General features: G+C 45.0%; 14 protein-coding genes. 8 read left to right on the forward strand and 6 right to left on the reverse strand.

From position 1 onward, the window contains the following. Window positions 1–264 precede the first annotated feature (264 nt). A complete protein-coding gene (locus MUCPA_RS28785; RefSeq protein ID WP_008511341.1) occupies window positions 265–1,200 on the reverse strand; it encodes a hypothetical protein in 936 nt (311 codons plus the stop codon). A gap of 259 nt (window positions 1,201–1,459) precedes the next feature. On the opposite strand from MUCPA_RS28785, the gene MUCPA_RS28790 reads away from it, so the two are divergent. From MUCPA_RS28790 to MUCPA_RS28815, 6 genes are all read left to right on the forward strand, one after another. Further along, a complete protein-coding gene (locus MUCPA_RS28790; RefSeq protein WP_008511342.1) occupies window positions 1,460–2,794 on the forward strand; it encodes an MBL fold metallo-hydrolase in 1,335 nt (444 codons plus the stop codon). A 227-nt stretch (window positions 2,795–3,021) separates the two neighbouring features. Continuing rightward, window positions 3,022–3,744: a tRNA (5-methylaminomethyl-2-thiouridine)(34)-methyltransferase MnmD gene (gene mnmD / locus MUCPA_RS28795; RefSeq protein ID WP_008511343.1), complete on the forward strand. Its 723-nt coding sequence runs from the start codon at window positions 3,022–3,024 to the stop codon at window positions 3,742–3,744. Between the two features lie 348 nt (window positions 3,745–4,092). Continuing rightward, a complete protein-coding gene (gene mazG, locus MUCPA_RS28800; protein WP_008511344.1) occupies window positions 4,093–4,896 on the forward strand; it encodes a nucleoside triphosphate pyrophosphohydrolase in 804 nt (267 codons plus the stop codon). A 63-nt stretch (window positions 4,897–4,959) separates the two neighbouring features. Then, window positions 4,960–5,382 (forward strand): hypothetical protein, encoded by a 423-nt coding sequence (locus tag MUCPA_RS28805; RefSeq protein WP_008511345.1) that lies wholly within the window; start codon window positions 4,960–4,962, stop codon window positions 5,380–5,382. Between the two features lie 24 nt (window positions 5,383–5,406). Then, a complete protein-coding gene (locus MUCPA_RS28810; protein ID WP_008511346.1) occupies window positions 5,407–5,973 on the forward strand; it encodes an RNA polymerase sigma factor in 567 nt (188 codons plus the stop codon). Further along, a complete protein-coding gene (locus MUCPA_RS28815) occupies window positions 5,957–7,405 on the forward strand; it encodes a hypothetical protein (protein ID WP_008511347.1) in 1,449 nt (482 codons plus the stop codon). The genes MUCPA_RS28810 and MUCPA_RS28815 overlap by 17 nt, the downstream gene beginning before the upstream one ends. A 949-nt stretch (window positions 7,406–8,354) precedes the next feature. On the opposite strand, the gene MUCPA_RS28820 is transcribed toward MUCPA_RS28815, so the two are convergent. The 5 genes from MUCPA_RS28820 to MUCPA_RS28840 all read right to left on the reverse strand — a co-directional run bounded on the left by MUCPA_RS28820 (window position 8,355) and on the right by MUCPA_RS28840 (window position 13,181). After that, a complete protein-coding gene (locus tag MUCPA_RS28820) occupies window positions 8,355–9,593 on the reverse strand; it encodes an IS4 family transposase (RefSeq protein WP_008503844.1) in 1,239 nt (412 codons plus the stop codon). A 131-nt stretch (window positions 9,594–9,724) separates the two neighbouring features. Further along, window positions 9,725–10,021, reverse strand: a complete 297-nt coding sequence (locus MUCPA_RS28825; protein ID WP_008511348.1) for a hypothetical protein — start codon at window positions 10,019–10,021, stop codon at window positions 9,725–9,727. A 56-nt stretch (window positions 10,022–10,077) separates the two neighbouring features. Beyond that, window positions 10,078–11,379, reverse strand: coding sequence for a phage portal protein family protein (locus MUCPA_RS28830; protein WP_008511349.1), 1,302 nt, complete (start codon window positions 11,377–11,379; stop codon window positions 10,078–10,080). A 12-nt stretch (window positions 11,380–11,391) separates the two neighbouring features. Continuing rightward, entirely contained in the window at window positions 11,392–12,264 is an 873-nt protein-coding gene (locus tag MUCPA_RS28835; RefSeq protein ID WP_008511350.1) for a carbohydrate-binding protein, read from the reverse strand. A 632-nt stretch (window positions 12,265–12,896) separates the two neighbouring features. Next, a complete protein-coding gene (locus tag MUCPA_RS28840) occupies window positions 12,897–13,181 on the reverse strand; it encodes a hypothetical protein (protein ID WP_157544004.1) in 285 nt (94 codons plus the stop codon). Window positions 13,182–13,806: 625 nt separating this feature from the next. On the opposite strand from MUCPA_RS28840, the gene MUCPA_RS28850 reads away from it, so the two are divergent. Both MUCPA_RS28850 and MUCPA_RS28855 read left to right on the forward strand, forming a co-directional pair. Further along, entirely contained in the window at window positions 13,807–14,565 is a 759-nt protein-coding gene (locus MUCPA_RS28850; RefSeq protein WP_008511352.1) for a hypothetical protein, read from the forward strand. A gap of 468 nt (window positions 14,566–15,033) precedes the next feature. Then, window positions 15,034–16,098 carry an IS110 family RNA-guided transposase gene (locus MUCPA_RS28855; protein WP_008503956.1) on the forward strand — a complete coding sequence of 355 codons (1,065 nt, stop codon included), beginning with the start codon at window positions 15,034–15,036 and terminating at the stop codon, window positions 16,096–16,098. The last annotated feature ends 257 nt before the right edge of the window (window positions 16,099–16,355 follow it).

A 16,355-nucleotide genomic window follows, 5' to 3' on the forward strand; every position in this document is an offset into this window, starting at 1 on the left:
AAAAGGGGATTACGTTTGAACCTAAAGACTATTATATGCAGAAAAAAAGCCGGCAAAAGCCTGACTGCACCTAACAGTCTGCGAGGTTCAAACGTCATCTGCATTTTTCCCGCCCGCGGGGGATGGCACTTATAATGAAACACACATAGCAGGAGATGACAAAGTTTTAGAGAGGTGGGCTTACAATCAACGTCTAAACAATCCCACGTCCCCCTTTAAACAAGGATGATTCCCCTAAGGCGTGGCGCTTGCCATAAGAGGTACCTATAATACTCCAAAAAGTTTATTTTTATAATCAATGATGACAGTGTTCTTTAAAAAGAAGGCATTCCCTGTTAAACCCCAGATTTTCACAAACTCGTAAAATTTCTGAAATGTTTCCTGCTCGTCATAGTATATCACCGAACCGTTAAGTACCTTTTTGCCAAACTTTATTGGTTTATTTATTTTGACACCGTAATACATTAACTTTTTCCCCCAGCTGAATACACCTAAAGAATCTACAATTTTAGGGTTGGCAGTCTGGAGCGCATCCTTTTTTGTTGTTTGCAATGTAAAAATGCTGGATCCGGTATCAAACATCACATACTCCGTTTTACCATTGATAAGCAACGGGATTTTTGGCCTTCCATCGTCACTTTTAAAGGGCTGGAAACTTGCCGATTTGTATTGCTTGGGTAATTCGTCACACACACCAATTTGTTGATGTACATAATCTATGATCAGAATATGATTTTGGAACAGATCGGGCCCAATTGTTCCAATATGTTTTTCGGTAGGAGAATGTATCGAATCCCCGCTCATTTTGCCGCCAAAGTTTTTGAAATAACCGATGTCGATACCTTTAAACGAGGCAGTGCCCATCCGGAGCATCATGTTGGTGAACATCGGATTATTTTCACCTTGAATTAAAAACTTTTTCGATGTGTCTATTTTGTTTTTTAAATCGGGATAAGCATTTAAATAAGGTTGAATAGTATTGCCGTAAATTACGGTTCTCACTGCACCCAAATCAAACTGCATATTGAAATCGGCTGGGATGTTTTCTATTTTAACGGGGATAACTATAGAAGCCTTGTCAAAATATTTTCTGGAAACAGTATCGCCGGTCCATTTAAAGGGTATCCATTTCAAATCCTGAGCATTAGCCGCGATAGCGGATAAAAACAACATCAAAGTTATAGAAGTTCTCAACAACATATTTTAAATTTAAGTGTGCAAATACGCCTGTTAACCATGTCAGTTTGCTTACAGGCATGCCCATAGGGATGGCCCTGGCCGTAAATATATCAACTTTTTATCTGGGTTGAATTGCAATGGCAGGTGGCTTCCGGGGCAAACGAGTTAGAAAAAATTATTAGTGACGATAATCGCCATTTTATGTCATCTCCATTTCACATCATTTAGCCGCCGCTTTAAACATTTTATCGCAAGCGCAAAACCTATATCTTTGTGCACAATGGTTATTCATCAGTTTTACGATAAGGGTTTGGCGCATGGCTCGTATGCCATTATCAGCCAGGGTAAAATGGCGGTTATCGACCCGGCCCGCGATCCGCAACCCTACTACGATTTTTCTGCCGAACACGGCGCACAGCTTGTAGCAGTAATTGAAACCCACCCACATGCCGATTTTGTAAGCTCGCACCTGGAGATCCACCAGACCACCGGCGCTACTATTTATGTGAGTAAACTGGTTGGCGCGGCCTATCCGCATCAAACTTTTGATGAGGGCGACAGGATAGAGTTAGGCGATGTTACGCTTAAATCCATTAATACCCCCGGCCACTCGCCCGATTCGATCTGCATTATTGTGGAAGACGACCTGGGCCTGCAAAAGGCTATTTTTACCGGCGATACTTTATTTGTTGGCGATGTTGGCCGCCCCGACCTGCGCGAAAACGTTGGCAATATTACCGCGAAAAAAGAAGAGCTTGCCCGGCAAATGTACCAATCCACCCGCCAAAAATTAATGACCCTGCCCGAGGATGTGGCGGTTTACCCCGCACACGGCCCCGGATCGTTATGCGGTAAAAACATGAGCCCTGATTTGCAAAGCACCATTGGCCGCGAACTGCGCGAAAACTATGCGCTGCAATTGATGGATGAGCTGCAGTTTGTAAAAATATTAACCGAAGACCAGCCTTTTATACCCCGCTACTTTGGTTTTGATGTAGACCTGAATAAGCAGGGAGCCGCAACGCTCGAAGAAAGCATTCAAGCAGTTCCGCATATTAACGCTGATGAGTTAGTGGCCGGTGTGCCCGTTATTGATACCCGCCCCAAAGCCGATTTTAGGCATGGGCATATCCGGAAATCAATTAATTTGCAAAATGGCGAAAAATTTGAAACCTGGCTGGGATCTATCATTAACCCCGGTGAGGCTTTCTATTTAATTGCCGACAACGAAGAAACCCTGCAGGTGATGATCCGCAAGGCGGCCAAAATAGGTTACGAGGGCAACATCAAGGGCATTTTATTAATTCCGGAAAGCAACCTGCAAATGAGTGCCGATTTTGACCGCGATTACTTTAAACGTAACCCCGGCGATTATACCATTGTAGATATCCGCAATGCAGGCGAGGTTAAGGATACGCCAATTTTTGCTAACGCGATTAACATCCCCCTACCCGAACTGCGCGACAGGATAACCGAGATACCAACCGATAAACCCATTATTGTACACTGCGCAGCAGGCTACCGCTCGGCAGCAGGCAGCAGCATGATTGCCGCCGCTATTGAAACAGCCCCGGTTTACGATATGGGTGAAGAGATTACGGAGTTTGTGCATTGATGAGGCCTTTTGTTGGTAGTTGGTAGTCCATGGTCCATAGTCGATGGTCCATGGATGTTTTTCGTAGATATATGATTCCGTACAAAGCAAATACGATCACTAACGTTAACTCACCGCATCAACCATGGACTATGGACCATCGACTATGGACTCCCCACCAACTAAAGCTAACTCACCGCATTAACCATGGACTACAAACCAACCAACGCTAACTCACCACATCAACCATGGACTATGGACCACCGACTATGGACTACACACAAAAGCCAATGAACCCCGAACTAACCATTGTAACCACCGCCGACGGCTCCAAAACCATCTATAACCCGCAGGTGGGCGAAAATTACCATTCGCGTAATGGGGCGCTGCAAGAGAGTGAGCATGTATTTTTAAACGCCGGCTTAAAACATTTTTTGGCAGATGGGGCACTAACAGCTGTTTCGGTATTGGAAGTTGGGTTGGGCACGGGGTTGAATTTTTTGCTCAGCGCCGATTTTTGCATCGGGCATCAAATTAACCTGGACTATGTAGGCATTGAGGCATACCCTTTAACGCAGCAAATGATCAGCCAAACCGGCTACCAAGATTACGTATCGCCTGGTTTATGGACTTCGTTTACAACGGATTACCAAACCTCGCTGAAACATCGGGTGAGCTTAAACTCCTTTATCCAATTACAAACGGCGCACAGCACGTTGATGGACTTTCAGTCGGGCCAGCAATTCGATATCATCTACTTCGATGCCTTTGCCTCGGCCAATCAACCCGAAATGTGGAGCACCGAAGCCATTAACCATACCATCAGTTTTTTAAAACCCGGTGGCGTATTTGTTACCTACGCCATTACCGGCAACCTAAAGCGCCAGCTCAAAGCCCTGGGCTGCAAAATAGAAAAAGTACCCGGCGCCGCCGGCAAACGCGAAATGCTGAGAGGAACGAAACTGAGTTAGCACGAATTTTAATTAACACTAATTTCACGAATTAAAACGAATTTTCACGAATTCTTTTAGATAGACACGAATTTCGCGAATGGGATGGAATTTTCTTGAATTCTTTTAAGTAGACACTAATTTCACGAATGGGGTCGAATTTTCTCGAATTCCTTTTTTGAGTATTTGAATTTCAACGGATAGTTTCTGAACTTAGCACTCATTCAATTATTGCCCCATTCATATCATTCTATTCGTATAAATTCGTGAAAATCCTATTCGTGAAAATTCGTTTTAATTCGTGAAATTCGTGCCTATTAAAATTCGTGTCTATTACTTATCTATCTTTAATTATTACCTATTAAATTTATGCCACTAACTCCGCCTGCATCAGCCTCTACGCCCGCCCTATCATTCGAACGCCTTTTAAGCATCATGAACGACCTGCGGGCCAATTGCCCCTGGGATATGAAGCAAACCCTGGAGAGTTTGCGCCACCTTACCATTGAGGAAACCTATGAGCTATCTGACGCGATACTGGAAGGCGACCTGCAGGAGGTAAAAAAAGAAATTGGCGATTTGATGCTGCACCTGGTATTTTATGCCAAGATAGCATCAGAAACCGGGGCCTTTGATATTACCGATGTGTTAAACGGCATCTGCGAGAAGCTGATACACCGCCACCCGCATATTTATAGCGATGTGGAGGTAAAAAACGAGGAAGATGTAAAGCGCAACTGGGAGCAGTTAAAGTTAAAGGAAGGCAATAAATCGGTATTGGCGGGTGTACCGGCTTCGCTACCGGCACTGGTAAAGGCATCGCGCATACAGGAAAAAGCACGTGGCGTTGGGTTCGACTGGGAAGAAAAAAGCCAGGTTTGGGATAAGGTGGAAGAGGAAATGCGCGAATTCAGGGATGAGTTTAACGCTGTTGATAACCAGGTAATTGACCAGGAGAAAGCCGAAGGCGAGTTTGGCGATCTGCTATTTTCGTTAATTAATTACGCGCGCTTTATCGATATCAACCCGGAGAATGCGCTCGAGAAAACCAATAAAAAGTTCATCAAACGCTTTCAATACCTGGAAAGTAAGGCGCACCAAAGCGGCAAGCAATTACGAGACATGACGCTCGCCGAAATGGACCTGTTTTGGGAGGAAGCAAAAAAAATATAAAAATAGTTACACAAGTTGTAGCGTTTTCATAGTTGCTAACGTAAGGGTTACAAATACACAACTATGAAAAATACGTTTAAACTTTTATTACTTGCCGTGGTTGCCGGAGCGAGCGGCTGCGCAAGCAACAAAAACGAGTCGACGCCGGTGCCGGTACCGAGCGGTACATTCGCGGGTAAATTTACATCGCTGCACAAAAAAAAATCGGGCGCTATTGATACTTTAAGAGCCAATATTTTATTAACTACAACCACTGCAGGCCTGTTTAAAGTAACCGGCGATACAGCAACCGTACATGCCGGCAGCCATGGCGCTTTCCAGTTAAATGCTATTTATATCCAATTTCAGGATAGTACGGCTACATCCAATAATCCCGCAAAAATTCATTTAAACGGCTTATATCAATATTATTATAACGGCACTGTTTTTCAAATAGCAGCCGGTAACGACACCTTAGCATATCAATATGATTTAAAAAGAAATTAGTTAAAAGAATATTAATCAGACTTAATGCAGCTACCCCCTGGCATTACCGAAGAAGAACTAATTCGGCAATGTAAAACTGGTGATCTAAAACCATTGGAAATGCTTTATAAGCACTTCTATGGCTATGCTATGGGGGTTGGTTTGCGTTATTGCGCCAATCGCGATGATGCTTTGGAGGTAGTTAACGACGGTTTTATTAAAGTTTTTAATTCACTAAACACCTTTAGCGCCGACAGGCCCTTTAAGGCTTGGTTGCGGCGAATTATTGTAAACACAGCGATTGATAAAACCAGGAAAGAAAAAAAACATGCCTGGACGGCCGACCTGGAACTTGCACAGCATATGGCAGCCGAAACGGCATCGGTAATTGATTTGTTAAGTGCCGGTGATATTCTCAAATTACTGGATAAACTACCCGAGATACACCGGGTAGTTTTTAACTTATTCGAGATTGACGGTTATAGCCACGATGAGATAGCCCTGATGCTGGCTATACCGGCAAGCTCATCGCGCGTGTATTTAAGCCGTGGCAAAGAAAAACTGAGAGAGATGATCAGCAAAGCAGAAAAAAACTATGAACGAAGAGCTTGACGACCAGCTTAAAAGCCGCATAACGGAGCTCTTCGATCATTACGAAGATGATTCGGCCAATGAGGGCTGGCTGCTTCTCCGCGAAAAATATCCGGAGAAAGAAAAGCGCCGCCCGGTGATGTGGCTGTGGTGGGGGTCGGTTGCCGCACTCTTGCTGGTTTTTTTAGGCGTAGGGATATGGCTAAACAGTAAAAACACGACGACGAAAAACGCGGCTTTGGTTATCAATAAAACACCTGTAAAACATAACCCTATTAATCAATACCATGGCCAAAGCAGCAGTGCGATAGCAAAAGCCTCCGGTAATACAGGCCACATTAAAAGCTTTAATGATACAACAGCCGCCAAACCAAACAAAGGTGTTGCCCGGTATGCTGCGGCAAAAACAAAGGCTCAAAATCAATTAAGCCGCGCTCGAAACAGGATAACAGGCGGCAACAAAAGCAACACCAGCACGCAGCCGGTATACGGCAGCAAAGCCGCTGTGCAGCAAGCGAACGCGGTACTGGCACAGCTGAACAATAAAAACAAGGATAACCAAACACCAAACCAGCAGCCAGTTAAAGGTACCGATACCCGCAACACGCAAACGGATGAACGCCTGGTTACAGCTAATACGCTTGCCAAAGCCGATTCGGGCAGGGCAACTAAATCGATGGTTAAGGCACCGGCCAAATCAATTTTTGCCATGCGAAAAGGTGAAGAACCCGAATTGAAGAAGCCTGAGGCCAGCAAGAGGGTTAAGTTTGGCCTGTATGCGGCCACTTATTTTAACTACGCCAAGGGCAGCGATAATGAGTTTAATGTAGGCGCGGGTATGTCGTCAGAGATCAGGATTATCGGTAACCTTAAATTGTTAACCGGTGTAGCTATCAGTCAAAACTCGTTAAATTATAAATCGGCATTGCCGCAAAACGCTAATTCTTATTTAAGGGCAAGCCTTGAGCAGCCCCGAAATGGTAACTACCTTTCGGCAGCGGCGGCTCCTGTAACTGGTAGTTATGTGGCGTTTGCGCAAAATACCAGCCCTATACTACAAAACTACCAGGCCAGCCTGGTGGCTTTGGATATCCCGCTAAATTTAAAATATCAGTTTGGCAAAAGTGATAGTTACATTTCGGCAGGTGTAAGTTCGGGCACGTATATTAACGAAACCTATCAGTTTGTTTACAATTACCCGGCCCTGTCGTCGGCATCGGCGCTATCAAACCCGCTGCCACAAAACACCAAAACCGAAAACATGTTAAACACGTTTGATTTTGCCCGCACCCTCAATGTTTCGTTTGGTATAGGGTATCCGCTGGGCAAAACAAACCGCCTGATTATTGAACCGTTTTTAAAATATCCGCTCGACGGCTTAGGCTCGCAACAGTTAAAATTTGGAGCAGGAGGCGTTAACCTGAAACTGAATTTACAAGCTGCCAAAAAATAAACCCGATGAAACCAATTTTGTTGCTTCTGTTTGCTTATTAACCGCCTACAACTTATGCGCAAAAATTAGAGTATAGCGTTCAGCTCGCTTCGGGGCTGTCGTCTTTCCGGGGTACGGGAACGGATAGGCTGAGTTTTATCAGTTATGGAAGCGTTAATTAATTCCGCCGCCCTGATTTTGATCAAAACGCTATCTTCTTTAGAGCTTATAATGAAATGCTGTTAAGTCATTGATTTTCAATGATAAATATCTCTCCATCATGTCATCCCGACGCAAGGAGGGACCTTCTAAAAGCGGTAAGTATGCATTAGATTAGGTGCACTGATTATCAATTTGCTATTTTTTATCCGATAATCAGTATTCTTAATTTATAGCATCGGCACGCTCAATCGCCGAGTGAAGAAGCCCCACCCAACCCTCCCCGGTAGGCTACCGTGTACCCATATCTTTTTAAGTAAAACCCCATCGGGGGTTAAAGCTCGGTAGCATATTGGCGAAATGGAGTTTGCGTGCCGTCAGGTACGCCACTTCTTCGCTTTTTTATAATCGCAATTCAAAAAATGTAGCATCATACAGCGGATATGTGTCGTACCCACGACCAACATCATTAAGTTAAAATTGATTGCTTACAAGTTGATGACCTATTCGCACCAAACCGATAATACACTAACAAACAGGATATTATAGTACAAAATCTCTGCGCTTTATAATCGCTCGCATAGAACACACCCCTCCACCCCTCTCGAGAGCATAGCCGTCAATTTAAGTAGCTGTACTCATATATTGTTGATTTTCAGTTATTTAATTTTTAGGCGCGGTTTGCCCGCATGGGCAAACCTATGTATTTTTACTCTCATATTTTTCGTTTTTTAAGGCGGGGAGGTTTAGATGACCCCGCCTTTCTTATTTTTGTTTAACTATCTAAATATAGTATTTAAATATCTAATAATCAAATACTTATTACAATTTCTTCTATTTTTAACCTATGTTTTCTGTGCTCTTTTGAAAGGTGCTTTAAGTTTAATTTCTCCAACAGAGCTAACCACTTTGAGCATATCCCTAAAAGCTGCGCTCGCAATTCTTCTTTCGTAGAAGCGATTAGTCGATGCACCTTTAAAACACTAATTTGACCTATCTTACCGATAGCCATGCATATTTTCCAACTCAAAACTGCCCAGATCAACTTACTGTATAATATACTGGTTATACGATCCGAACTTCCTTTGGGGAACGTGTGTATCTTTAAAAACGACTTCCATGCTTTAAAAACCAATTCTATCTGCCATCGCAGGTGATATAACTTTTGGATCAATTCAGCGCTATATTTTTCGCTCACCAGGTTGGTAACAATAAAGTTAAACCCTGCCCGCTCTTTGAATCCCTTACTGGTGGTACTGCCTTTCTTTTTATTGTACTTTTCAGTATTGGCTATCCGCCTTGCCTTGAGCTCTTCACTTACCGGTTCTATTATTATCCTTACCGGCATCTTATCAGCTCCGATATATACCTGTTGATCAAATACGCCGGTTATGCCTTGTAGTTTCGACAACTCTAACTTTTGGTATTGGTCGTCCTTTAATAGATAAATCGTTGTTTTCGGACATAATTTATTAATAAAGAAAGCTTTGACTTTGTTAATATTGTTCATATAACTCAAGTGAGTGTAACCCAGATCTCTCATATATAATACCCCCGGCTGAATTGATGCCTTGTCCAGATGACTCTCACCCTGGTCATTTGCGTTGGCCGGAGTTACTTTGATATCGCTTTTACCACTTTTGATTTCAAATTCAAATTGTACAGATGCTCCCGCTTTCATCCCACTTCCTTTTGTTCCGGGGAATGTCTCTGCAATAACTTCCGGCAACGCGAAACGGGTAGAATCTTTGATACGGATCTCCAAGCCCTGTGTTTGCTCTTGCGGTAACTCAACTGCTATTAATTGCTCAAAAACGGCTTGTACAAACTTTGTCATATTGCTGTGATGTCTTTGATGCAATGCCTGCTTCGAAATATCAAGCCCATCCCTCCGCATTAACTGCATACTCATGCCGTTAAACGATTGATCTCCATCAAATAACGCCATATCCAATAGTTCCTTGCCTCCCACTTTTCGTTTGCGTTGTATAGCCTCTGTTTTACGGGCCAGGCCATCTAACACCGTTGGTTCAAATAGTTCCGAACTCATTCGCTCGAATAATGACTGCAATTTTGCAGTTCCGATTCTTGCTCTAAAAAAATTTTATCCCTTTTTTTTCTAAAGTTGACGGCTATGCTCTCGAGAGGGGAATCGCACGGGCCGCCGCTTTTTTTACTGTATCAATTCATCAAATACACCTTCGGCGCTTCGGCTGCCAGTTCCCAATACAGGGGTTTAATTTGCAGGCTGCTGCCTTTGGCTATTGTTACGCCGTCAAAATCAACCTCGTCGTTCGGCAGTTCGCAACCGGGGGTTGTTTCCAGCACGTAGCCTTTAAACATTGTCCAGTGGATGGCATCTAAGCGGATGTACGCTACCCGCTTGCCCTGCCGGGTGTAATGGTTAATGCAGGCGGCTACCATATCAACGGCTATGTTGCCGGTGGGTTTGTAAGGGCCTTTTTTTATCATTGTCATTTGCTGTGCTACAAATATAATCAATATACTATTTTGGAATATTAAAATCCGCAGATTTATTTTTCATCCCGTTTTACAGGGATCTTGGTGAGCTCGGTAAAGTAGTCCGCATCAATTTCCAGTCCGGCCTGTTTCAGGGTTTGGGCCACTTTGGCCAGGTTAAGGGCGTTGCTGGTTTGGCGGGTGAGGGTTTCCTGCACCTCGTCGTTGTTCTGCAATACAAACTTAACCCCTTTGGGCATCTGGCCAATGGCGGCCAGCTTGGGGAACAGCTGTTTGTTAATTACGTTCTCCATCATGCGGCCGTCCTCAATCTGCACTTCGGATAAGGCCTTTTGCACCGGACTCTCGTTACCGCCCTGCTCCGATCCTAATTTGCCCGCCGTGCTGTCCATCGCGTCCGAGTGGCCCAAAATCAGCTTGCTGATCTTTTTTTCGCAGCGTTGCTCCAGGTTGTCGTAACCATTCCAGCCGGTGCCGGCCAGGGCGGCCTCTAAAAATTCAATATCATCGTTCGGGTCGGTAATGGCATAGCCGTTGGCACCCATGTTGGCTACGGCCTGCTCCAGTTCGCCGCGTTCGGTTTCGTCCTGCTTGGTGGTTTTGGCGTGTACGTAGGGCATGGAAAAGCGCTCCACAAAATCACCGTTGTAACCCAGCAGATTACGCAGAAAAATTTCGTACAGGGCCACGTTGTAAAACAAGCCGTAGCCGCAGGGGCTTATGCCGGTTTCGCTCGGGGTGGTTACGTATACGTGCCAGTTTTTAACCTCATCGGCCCTAAAATCCTGCCCAACAACGGCATAATCGTAAGCCGTAACGTTAAACCTGTCGGGGCTTACGTTCCAGCGTTTTACAATAGATAGGTCGGGCAGGTCGTTATCAATAATATCGCCCAGCGCAATAAGCGAGTAGCCGTAAAAAATCGCGTCAAGCACATAGTTCTGAAAGTTGAGGAACCACTGGCACTCGGCCAGCGCCTTGGTAGCCTCCGGCAGCGCCTTGCCATCGGCATCCTGCAGCTCAAAGCGCCGTAAGGTGGTTAAACGCTTTCGCTTTAAGGTACAAGCCTTTACATGGCCGTTAAGGGCGGTATCCAAATACATGCGCTGCATTTTAATGCGCTGCGGGTAATAGGCCAGCTCGGCCTCGGTAATGGCATCGCGCCACATTTTAACATCGGTTTTAAGGCGCATCAGCTGCACCGGCGCCATATAGCGCGCCAGGTTATGCCTTACCGCGCCGGGCAGGGTGCTGCTACCGGCCAAGCCGTTAACCCCATCGGCCAAACCCTGCATGGGGTTGGCATAGCCCAGGCCCGGCAAATTGTTTTTTGTTGCTTTTACTCGTATTCCCATAAGGCTGTTTTGTTAATAATTGTATTGCGACCTAACCGACCCACCGTACCTGATCTTATTGCCCGCAAAGGGCTGCCTGAGCGGCAAATTGGGCGTAATATTACCCTCCCCGGCATCAATCAGCCAGTTAATGGCCTCGCGGTAATTCTCCTTGCGCAGTTCGGGTATGCTCATGGGGCTAATGCGCTGGTGAGCGTAAAACAGCACCAGGTCGGCCATAATTTGCAGCATCTGCTGGCTGCGGTTATCGCCCGGCGTCCAAAAAGCGGTATCGGTAATCAGCGTACCGGCTGGCACCGCGTACGGCTCGCCCCCATCCCACTGGTTATAACCCGGCGCGCCGGGGAAACTATTAACCGGCGGTATATTTTGCAGCTTGCCCACCTGTAGCAAGTAGCTGTCGCTGTACACTGCCGATGCCTGCAAGGCCGTATACACCTTGCCCTGGTAATACACCCGGTCGCCTTTGTTATAAGCGGCGCCAATGTTAAACCGCGGCTGCGGATAAGCCACATAGTACAGCGCGTAGCGGGGGCCAACCAACTGCCAATTAGCCGGGCTAAAAACGCCTGTGGTACCGGCCAGGCAACGGTAAAAGTTATTGGTATTTACCACGTACTGGCCTGGCGTGTAGGCAGTATTGGCATCATAGTCAGGCGCGTCAAGGTACACCCTGTCGGCAGCCTGGTAGCTTAGCGAAGCACCCCAAACGCGGGTGTCGGTAAACTCCAGCTCGGTTTGGTACTTCTGGGTTAGGTACGATGTCACCTTCTCCTGAGCGGCCAGCATCCACGAGTTAATGATAGTCGCGTCCGAGCCAATCACCTGCGCCAGGTTAGCCAGCTGGATAGACTTTTTAAAGTCGGCATAAATTAAATAAGCCATTACTTAATTGTTTAAAAAATGAAGTTTCGATTTTAATGTGAGGCGCACCCCGCTGTACAGGCGCTGTTATTATGGAAACAAATATAAACAATTTTAATTGAATATAACTTATGTTTTGTTTGGGAATATTTTTCGGAGGGAAGAAGTTGGAAAGTTGGAAGGTTTTAAAGTTGGAAAGTTGGTTGTTGAGTTAGTGGTTATTGGGTTATTGGGTTATTGATAGAGAGACGGATTACAGCTTCCTCACCATGGACTATGGACCATCGACTATGGACACCTCTCCCACCATCTGGGCGTTGCCTTCGGCCCACGCTTTCTGCTCATACTGCACGGGCCTTAGCCACGGGGCCGGTATCCGCGCCAATCGTTAACGCGGGTAGACTGACCACTGATTTAAGGATGATTTTTTTGATTACACTGATTTTTTGAGTTCTCAAATTTTGTCATCCCTACCAGAGGGAGGGAACTTTTGCGCGTGCCAAATCTGCTTTAGGCTTTTTGCACGGGTTTGTTATACAGCAGACTTATCGCTCGTAAAAGTTCCTTCGTACCTCGGGATGACAGGGTGGTGAGGCGGTTCTAAAACTTTGTCATCCCGACCGGAGGGAACTTTTGCGCGTGCCAGATCTGCTTTAGGCTTTCCGCATGGACTTGCTATACAGCAGGCGTGCATCGGCAAAAGCAAATTGTGCGCTAAATAAGCAATACGAAGAGTTGGTGGGGACACCAACTTTGGCAGAAATTAAGAAGCAAGATAAAAGAAGCAGGAAGCAAGGCAGCGAGCGTGCATCGGCAAAAGCGATTTGTGCGGTAAATAAGTAATACGGAGAGTTGGTGTCCTCACCAACTTTGGCGGCAGGTAACTGATATACAATTGTTAATGGAAACACCGGCAATGGCGAAAAAAGATCAATCAATTTTCGGCTCCGATTTAAAATATAGCCGTACAATCAAATAAATTCACTTAACTTAAACACGGCAATACGATCACAACAATGGCTGCTTTTAATTCAAGAAAAAAAACAATATTGATAAACGGGATACTCATGTTAGCCCTATTAATTGGTCCTCTTTATAAAAGCGTTATTTTTTTAGTTCAATACCCACAAAACCATGGTTATCAATACAATACGTCTGGATACCCAAAGCCCTTAGGTGAAATTTTGTTCGAAAGTTTATTTTGGGTTGGCTGTTTAACAAGTATCATCTTATACATCAGGCTTAAAGCAGCCGGCTGGTATCTAACCATAGCGTATAACATCATCTTGCTGTTTTTTACAATTTTATTATCGGCATTGAGCATCAAGTATCACGATTATGATATTGGGTTGTTTTTATCGGCCGGATGCCTGATCTGGTTATTGCTATATAATCGTCGCAAAATAGTTAGGCTCAATTTCGCAATTGGTAAAGTAAATTATTGGCCTTTAGCAAGTATTATACTTTTTATTTGTTTGGCGGCCATTAAGTGCTACCATGTCATCAAATAGTTCCTTCAAAAAACGTTAGCACGAAAACTAAACAATTCCTTGTCATCATCCCATGAAACCCAAACCAATACATCTCAGCATCTTCCTTATTTTTACAATAGCCTGCCATCCGGCAACAAAGCCCAGCGCTACCGCGCCGCAGCCTGCTCATCATACAGCCAAACACAAGCTTGTAAAGCCCGTCGATACAGCCATTTTTAAAGTGAGCCACGCCAAACAACAAAACATGCCCCTGCCTTTTGATGACGATAATATCCTGCGCTTTAAAAACGGACTTACCTTAAAAGTAACCGCACGTGGCGAAGATACCTACCAGTTAAAAATTACCCAGGGTGGCAAGCTCATCTTCAAGCGCGATTCGATAGTTAACATCAGCAAGGTTTTGTTGAGCCATGATCAATTGTTTTTTTCGCTCTTTACTTTTTTTGACGAGGATGGCTTTAACCGAGGCAACGGCTACATCATCAACCTTAAAAACAACAGTGTTTTACAGTACCCTGCTGAGCTGGCAAACACCTGCAACCCCATAGCCTATAATGGTAACTACTATTTTGTAAATGAGCTAAGCTTAATACGCACCACGGCTAATTTGCAACCCATAGATACCATCGGTATCAGTTACCGCGATGCCACCAACAATGCGGAATATTTAGATACCTACGCCATCCAGGGCCTGGCCCCGGCTGCAAACCAGCGCGATGGCTTTCAAATTATCTTTACGCCCAACAAAACATCAGGCCAACCAAAAGCTTACACCGGCCAGATATCGCAAAAAACAACGGCTATTGTTTTAAACAACATGGAGAAGTAAGGGTTTGCGGCGTGGCGCTCCGGCGCTGGCAAAATCGCTCTAAAATATGTCCCCTGGAGGGAGACCTTTTACGCGTGTCAGATCTGCTTCAGGCTTTTGTACGGGCCTGTTGTACAGTAAACTTATCGCTCGCAAAAGTTCCCGGGTGGCAAGAGTTAAACGGATCTACGAAAAATTGTTATGCCGCATACTTTTGCGCGGGCCAGGTCTGCTTTAGGCTTTCCGCAGGCTTGTTATACAGCATACTTATCGCTCGCAAAAGTTCCCTGGTGGCGAGAGCTTTGACAACTTTTAAAAAGTTGTCAAAGCTGGTTAAAACGGGGTTGCGAGCCACTGCTATGCAGTATACTTATCGCTCGCAAAAGGTCGTATGTATGAAATGGTTCGATAGATGATGTAAAAGAGTTCTTGAAAAAAAGGTTGTAGCTTAATAGTGAACCATTAACAAACACTTTAAACCAAGAACTCATGAAACAAGGTACACAATTAGATTTTAGCGGACAAACTATTTTTGTTGGCATAGATGTACACAAGAAGTCCTGGAAGGTCAGCCTTCGCAGCACCCATATGGAGCTAAAGACGTTTTCCCAGGAACCTTCACCTAAGGCCTTAAGCGGGCATCTACAACAGAACTATCCTTCGGCCGATTACAGGCTCGTTTACGAAGCCGGTTTTTGCGGCTTTGGCTATCAGCGACAGTTTAGTGAGCTGGGGATGTCCTGCATCGTCGTAAATCCTGCCGATGTCCCGCTGACAGACAAGGAAAAGCAGCGCAAATCAGATACGGTCGATTGCCGGAAACTCAGTAAAACATTAAGTGAAGGAGCCCTGAAAGGTATCTTCGTGCCTGGCATCGAGCAACAGGATGACCGCGGTATTATCCGTGTTTACCAGCAAATGATCAAAGATCAGACACGCTATAAGAACCGAATAAAAGGATGGCTTAACTTCCAGGACCAGTCGGTGACGGTAGACACCGATAAATACTGGTCGAATCATTATATCTGCCTGCTCAAGGCCCTTTGCTTGCCTTCATCAGCACGGATCAACCTGGATATTCTGCTACAGGGATACCAGCAGACCCGTATCATGGTACTCACAGCCACCAGGGAAGTCAGAGCCCTATCCAGGCAGCCACGTTATCAACAAATTATAAAACTGATCCGGACCATCCCCGGTATAGGCGAGATTACCGCCTTATTATTTGTCACAGAGATCGGCGACATTGAACGCTTTGATTCCCTGGATGCCTTGTGTGGATATATAGGCTTGGTACCGGATATGCATAGTTCCGGCGATCAAAAAATCATATTGGGGCTCACTAAAAGAGCTCATCATCAATTACGGGAGAAGCTTATCGAGGCCTCTTGGATAGCTGTCAGGCTCGACCCGGCCATGACGCTGGCTTTCAATAACCTTTGCAAAAAAATGAAAAAGAATAAGGCCATCATCAGGATAGCTAAAAAAATGCTCAACCGGATACGGTTCGTTATGAAGAATCAAAAACCTTACGTAACTTCGGTTGTCAAATAAGTCCACAAGGACAAATGCCTGATAAAGCCGGTTTGGTTTTTTTATGAAATGGGCAAACCGAAGCGAGGGATCTGCGGCCCGAAAGGTGTCTGCTATACAAAAGGTTACGGTTGCCCTTTTATCCAAATAATTTGAACGCGATCCTGCAGCCTGCAAAGTGTCTGCTTATAGGAGGTTAGCTGGTCATTTATCAACGCATTAAAATAAAAATTCGTGAAGGTTTTTTTAGCCATTCAGTGAACAGGATAAATAAAAAG

Origin of the sequence: Mucilaginibacter paludis DSM 18603 (genome assembly GCF_000166195.2) — a bacterium.
Taxonomy (GTDB): Bacteria; Bacteroidota; Bacteroidia; order Sphingobacteriales; family Sphingobacteriaceae; genus Mucilaginibacter; species Mucilaginibacter paludis.